This window comes from Micromonospora sp. NPDC047753, assembly GCF_040642735.1.
Lineage (GTDB): Bacteria > Actinomycetota > Actinomycetes > Mycobacteriales > Micromonosporaceae > Micromonospora.
In genome coordinates, this window is sequence record NZ_JBEYSL010000485.1 from 1 (window position 1) to 5,109 (window position 5,109).

Annotated in this window: 7 protein-coding genes and 1 pseudogene; 6 read left to right on the forward strand and 2 right to left on the reverse strand. The window is 67.1% G+C overall.

Going from position 1 to position 5,109, the window contains the following annotated elements; genetic code table 11:
* Positions 1-201: 201 nt before the first annotated feature.
* Genes ABZ749_RS29070 through ABZ749_RS29085 form a run of 4 tightly spaced genes read left to right on the forward strand, consistent with a single transcriptional unit; the run spans position 202 to position 2,294 of the window.
* Positions 202-696 (forward strand): hypothetical protein, encoded by a 495-nt coding sequence (locus ABZ749_RS29070; RefSeq protein WP_355006354.1) that lies wholly within the window; start codon positions 202-204, stop codon positions 694-696.
* Complete coding sequence (locus ABZ749_RS29075) at positions 689-1,219, forward strand: endonuclease (RefSeq protein WP_357233381.1); 531 nt, start codon at positions 689-691, stop codon at positions 1,217-1,219. Before ABZ749_RS29070 ends, ABZ749_RS29075 begins: the two co-directional genes overlap by 8 nt.
* Positions 1,216-1,758 (forward strand): SUKH-4 family immunity protein, encoded by a 543-nt coding sequence (locus ABZ749_RS29080; RefSeq protein WP_357233383.1) that lies wholly within the window; start codon positions 1,216-1,218, stop codon positions 1,756-1,758. The genes ABZ749_RS29075 and ABZ749_RS29080 overlap by 4 nt, the downstream gene beginning before the upstream one ends.
* On the forward strand, positions 1,755-2,294 hold the full coding sequence (locus ABZ749_RS29085) for an SUKH-4 family immunity protein (protein ID WP_357233385.1): 540 nt from the start codon (positions 1,755-1,757) through the stop codon (positions 2,292-2,294). The genes ABZ749_RS29080 and ABZ749_RS29085 overlap by 4 nt, the downstream gene beginning before the upstream one ends.
* 48 nt (positions 2,295-2,342) lie before the next feature.
* Here the strand turns inward: ABZ749_RS29085 and ABZ749_RS29090 are convergent, their stop codons facing one another.
* Positions 2,343-2,945, reverse strand: coding sequence for a GNAT family protein (locus ABZ749_RS29090; protein ID WP_357233387.1), 603 nt, complete (start codon positions 2,943-2,945; stop codon positions 2,343-2,345).
* A gap of 93 nt (positions 2,946-3,038) precedes the next feature.
* A complete protein-coding gene (locus ABZ749_RS29095; protein ID WP_357233389.1) occupies positions 3,039-3,569 on the reverse strand; it encodes a GNAT family N-acetyltransferase in 531 nt (176 codons plus the stop codon).
* A gap of 135 nt (positions 3,570-3,704) precedes the next feature.
* On the opposite strand from ABZ749_RS29095, the gene ABZ749_RS29100 reads away from it, so the two are divergent.
* On the forward strand, positions 3,705-4,580 hold the full coding sequence (locus tag ABZ749_RS29100) for an endonuclease/exonuclease/phosphatase family protein (protein WP_357233391.1): 876 nt from the start codon (positions 3,705-3,707) through the stop codon (positions 4,578-4,580).
* A gap of 64 nt (positions 4,581-4,644) precedes the next feature.
* Positions 4,645-4,765, forward strand: a pseudogene (locus ABZ749_RS29105) (NADAR domain-containing protein); the annotation flags it as partial.
* Positions 4,766-5,109: the final 344 nt, after the last annotated feature.

Sequence of the window (5,109 nt, forward strand, 5' to 3'; positions counted from 1 at the left end):
CACGATCGCGATGCTGAAGATCACCCCGATCGCCGTCTGGCTGGTGTCGAAGCACCTGGGTCCTGGACTGCATCGGCGTCGCGGCCGAGGAGATCGGCTCGGCCGGTAGCGACCTGACCAAGATGGCCGACAACTACGAGTCGGTCGAGGAAGCCTCCGCAGGCGCGCTGCGGGACATCCAGGGAATGCTGGGGTGACGGCATGGGGCTCCAACTGCCCGGCGAGCTGATCACGGCTCTCAGCTGGATCGGCTACACCTGGCCTGAGGCCGACGAGGAAAAGCTTTTCGAGATGGGCCAGGCCTGGTTGGACTTCTCCGGCACGGTCGCCGAGGCCTCCGGGCAGGCCGGAACGGCTGCGGCGGCGATCTGGTCGCAGCACCAGGGCGAGTCGATGCAGGCGTTCCAGAAGTGGTGGGCCAACCCGGAGAGCGGTCCCGGAACCCTCTCGGACTACTCCCAGGCCGCGATGCTGATCGGCACCGGCCTGATCATCGCCGCTGCGATCGTGCTTGCGCTGAAGATCCAGGTGATCGTGCAGTTGGCGATCCTCGCCTTCGCCGTGGCGCAGGCGATCGCCACAGCCGTCGTCACGTTCGGCGCATCGCTGGCCGAGGTTCCGATCTTCCAGATGATCACGCGGGAGATCGTCGGCCTGCTGATCGACCAGGTGATCCAGGAGCTCCTCGATGCCTAGCAGGGCGCCGAAGAGTTCGAAGAAACGCGGCGGCGCGGCCAAGCCGAAGGTCGGCAAGGGTGTCCGGGCGGCGGTGAAGAAGGCCGCCGCGAAGCCGGTGGTGCGCAACAACAGCGTGCCCGAGGTCACGATCAAGGTGCAGCGCAAGCCGTTCCACGCGCGCGGACAGTTCGACCGCAAGATGAACGCGCTGAAGAAGCTCAGCGACGAGGGCAAGCTGTTCAAGCAGGCGAACCCGGTCGCTCGGGACAAGAAGATCACGGCCGACTACAAGAAGCGCATTCGGCAGAAGATCTTCGACAAGTACTGGCCCCACGACAAGAAGATGGCGAACGCCCTCGCCGCCCGACTCCGCAAGCAACAGCCGGACCATGTGTGGGAGCTGCAACTTGGCGGCGCCGACGACGTTAGTAATCTGAAGCTCCTGCACGGTCAGACAAACTGGGATGTCGGCGGGCAAATCTGGCAACAGATCAAGAACCTGCCGGACGGCACACCGATCCGAATAGAGGTAGTGGATTGAATCCCGAGCTGCGGGAGCTCATCGCGGAGCTGCGTACCGACCTGGAAGCGGACCAGCCGGCGACGCTGGCGTGGGCACAGATCAACGAGGGCGCTCCGGCCGACCAGATTCCCGCCGAGCTGCCGCGGCCGGTCCGGGAGCTGCTGGAGACCGCCAACGGCATCCTGGCCGGCGCGTTCGACCTGCCCGCTGTCGCCGATCTCGACGACATCCAGTACTACCTCGAACAGATGCCCGAGTTCACCGGCGTCGCCGACGAACCCGCCGAGTGGCTGGTCATCGGCACACTGAACGACGAGCCGCTGCTGATCCGACGCGACACCGGCGCGGTCTGGTACTTCCCGGCGGAGACCACCGACGAGTGGTTCATGCGTGAGATGTTCCTCGACGTCGCGCCGGACCTCGACTCGTTCCTCGCCTACTACGTCTTCGGCGCCGGGTACGGCGAGGTCGGCTTCGACGACGACGAGTGGTGGGGCTTCCTCGACGAGCACGGTCTCACCACGCCCGGTGACGATGACGAGGAGGCGGACGATTGACCGCGACACATGAGGAGCTCACGGCGCTCTGGGGCGCCGATGGGATGATCTACTTCCCGGTCGACCGGTTCGACGACGTCCTCGGTCCGCTGACGCCGGAGGTCTTCCCGCCGTTCGGGGCCATCCCGGTCGACGTGCCGATCCTGTTCACCGTCGACGTCGACGTGTCCGGCATGGAGTTGTTCTCCAAGCTGAAGATCGAGATCGGCGAGGCCAGCCCGCGCATCCACATCGTCCTCGGCAGCTCGCCCGAGGACCCGCAGCTGCTCTTCTGCCTCGACGCGCTGACCGGTGCCGTCGTGTTGCTGGACCTGGAGACCCCCAACTTCGAGGCGGTCAACGCGACCTTCGCCGCGTTCGTCGAGTTCCTTTACCGGCTCGGAGGGCTCATCGCCACGGACCCGGGCGGTCGGGCCCGCGCGGCCCGCGCCGCCGCGATCCGCGAGGAACTGATGGGCGTGGACTCGTCCGCGTTCGCCGATCCGAAGTCGTGGTGGAGCATGGCCTTCGATCAGCTGGAGTCCACCAGCGGCTAGCCTCCTCGCCGCCGCCGGCACGCGGGTCGTCCAACCGTGACCGTAGGTTCACCGCGCTCGCGGCACCGGCATGGACGCGGCCGGGTGCTCCGGCGGTGGTCCCTCTCGGTGCCGTGCCTCGGCGAGGAGGGCGTAGGTGCAGCCGTCGACCCAGCCCAGTTCGGCGTGCCAGGAATCGCCGACGCCGTACTGTTCACGACGCATGCCGACCTTCTCGAGGATTCGCATCGAGGCGAGGTTGTCCGCGAAGCAACCGGCGGTGATTCTCCGAATGCTCAGCCGGTCGAATGCGTACGCCACCACCGCGGTCACGGCCTCGGTCGCGTACCCGTTTCCGCCGTAGGCTGGATCGAAGATGTAGCCAAGGTGGGCCTCGGTCCGTGGTGGCATGCCGGGTTGACCCATGCCGTTGACGACGTCGAGCGAGACGGTGCCGATCACCACGCCGTCGAGGGTGGCCGCCATGCTGTGGTCGTCGGGGTCCGCGGCCGCGCGTCGCCATGCCGCGCGGAAGGACGCAGGGTCGACCTGCGTGCGGAGTAGCCAGCGCGTGACCTGCGGCAGGTTGCGGTACTCCAGGATCCGGTCGATGTCCTCGTCCCGCACCGGGCGAAGCTCGAGGCGTTCAGTGCGCACTGTGGTGTTCGCCATGAGGCGGGACGCTAGTGGACGCAGCCCGGCGAGACGCCCGAATATCGCTCCGATGGCCCCCGCCCCACCCCCCGATGGCAGAGGGCGCGCGGCTCAGTCGACCCGTTGGGCCAGCACCTGCCCCGGCCAGGATCCAACCAGGAACGTTTCGGTGGGAGTGAACCCGTGGCGCTCGTAGTACGCCACCAACTCGCCACCGCCGCCCGCCCAGCAGTCGACCCGTAGCAGTCGCACGCCGGCTTGCCGGGTCTCCTCGACGGCGTGCGCCAACAGGGCCGACCCGAGTTTCCGGCCGGCGAATCGTCGGTCGGAGACCAGGAGGCGGACGAACCGCTCCGGTTCTTCCGCAGGCGAGATCGGTACCCGGGGGTCGGGCCCGGAATCCAACACGAGGGCTGCGGCCGGCGTCCCGTCCACCTCCGCGATGTACGGGAGGTTCTCGGTCAGGTACCGGTCGACCTGGTCAACCCTCTCGGGCTTCTCCGAGAACGACGTCGTGCCCCACTGCTCGGTGTTGCCGCGGTCGTTCATCCAGACCACCGCGGAGTCGAGCATGCCCAGTACGGCAGGTGCGTCGGCCGGGTCACCGTGTCTGATGCGTACGTCGCGGGTGGTGTCGTCCATGGCCGAATGGTAATCCGAGGACTGGTCGACCCAGGTCTGTCGATGCTTCGTCACCGGTTGTTCGGCGTCGCGTCGGCTCGAATCGATAGTGTCCGTTGGCCGGCCACCGTCGGCGGTCCAGGCGGAGGGGAATCGATGCGCAGGACAACGATCTGGTCGGTCCGCGCGCTGGGCGCACTCGTGAGCGCGCTCGCGCTGGGGGTGGCCCTGCTGCCGGCGGCCCCGGCGACCGCCGCGAGCGTGACCTTCAGGGCGGCGACGCTGAACATCTACTACGGGTTGAGCCAGGCCGACTTCGCACAGGATCTGAACCTGATCGCGTCCAAGGCTGACCTCGTCGGGCTCAACGAGGTCGGAAACCGCAAGGCGTACCTGGAGAACTGGGCCGCCGACAACGGCTGGTGGTTGTACGCGCCGGGCGGCACCAACCAGGCCGGCGAGGCACTGATCGCCAAGAAGAGCATGTTCGACGTACTAGACAAGGGCTCGATCTTCGTCTGTGACACCAACGGTCCGGGTGAGGTGCCGCCCGCGCGGTACAACAACTGGGTCAAGTACCGGCACAAGGCCAGTGGCCGCAACGTCACCCACATCAACGCCCACGCGGTGGCCAGCATCGAGACCGCCGGCCAGCCGCAGGACCTACCGCGCACCAGGTGCGCCGAGGCGCAGTTCCAGGGCCTCAAGGAACTGGCCGTCAACAAGCAGGCCGAGGGCCAGGTCATCGTGAGCGGTGACCTCAACGTCGACTTCAGCGCCGACCGGAGCTTCGGGTACGCGAAGTTCCCGTGGCAGGTCTTCGAAGCCAACGAGCTGCCGAACCTGCGCTCCAACTACAACCTCTACGGTGAGAAGGGCACCGGAACGCACGGCAACCGGCACATCGACTACGTCTACTTCTGGAAGCGGCTGCCCGAGTACCAGCTGATGTGGATGACCGGTTACGACATCGTCGGCGGCACCAATTCCGACCACAACGGAGTCGTCGCGACGTTCTCCGTCCAGAGCTGACGCCTTCGGCCTTCGCCGGCTACGAGTCGCGGCGCTCCGGATGCCCCCGGTGCGCCGCCCACTCGGGCAGAGGGTCCTGGTGGAGGCCAGCCCGCTCGACCGGATCTGGGGTATCGGCCTGAACCGCGACGATCCGGCCGCCGGCGACGCGGCCCGTTGGCGAGGGGCTCAACCTGCTCGGCTTCGTGTCGTTATGCCGAAGTCGGCATAACGCGACTTATGCGGACCTCACGGTTATGCCGATGGGGCCTCCGGAGAAGTCTCGTCCCGCTCAGGAACGTGAGGCACCCGGGCCATCGGTATTGCGACGCCGGGTGGGCCGGGCAACCCGCCGTCGTTGCCAGCGGCGAGGGATCGTTGGCGTGAGATGACGCGCGGATCGCGCATGACAGTGAGTCGTCAGGTTCTGTACCAGTACTCTTCCAACCTTTGCGGCGCCGTCACCGTCGCATTCGGCGCATCATCGACGCCTGCCGCAGGAAGGCGCTCGGCACTGCACCAAGAGGGCTGTCGCCCGATGGCATGATGC

Coding starts and splice junctions, on each gene's coding strand:
- ABZ749_RS29070 (WP_355006354.1), top strand. CDS start 202: ATGGGGCTCCAACTGCCCGGCGAGCTGATCACGGCTCTCAGCTGGATC.
- ABZ749_RS29075 (WP_357233381.1), top strand. CDS start 689: ATGCCTAGCAGGGCGCCGAAGAGTTCGAAGAAACGCGGCGGCGCGGCC.
- ABZ749_RS29090 (WP_357233387.1), bottom strand. CDS start 2,945: ATGGCGAACACCACAGTGCGCACTGAACGCCTCGAGCTTCGCCCGGTG.
- ABZ749_RS29095 (WP_357233389.1), bottom strand. CDS start 3,569: ATGGACGACACCACCCGCGACGTACGCATCAGACACGGTGACCCGGCC.
- ABZ749_RS29100 (WP_357233391.1), top strand. CDS start 3,705: ATGCGCAGGACAACGATCTGGTCGGTCCGCGCGCTGGGCGCACTCGTG.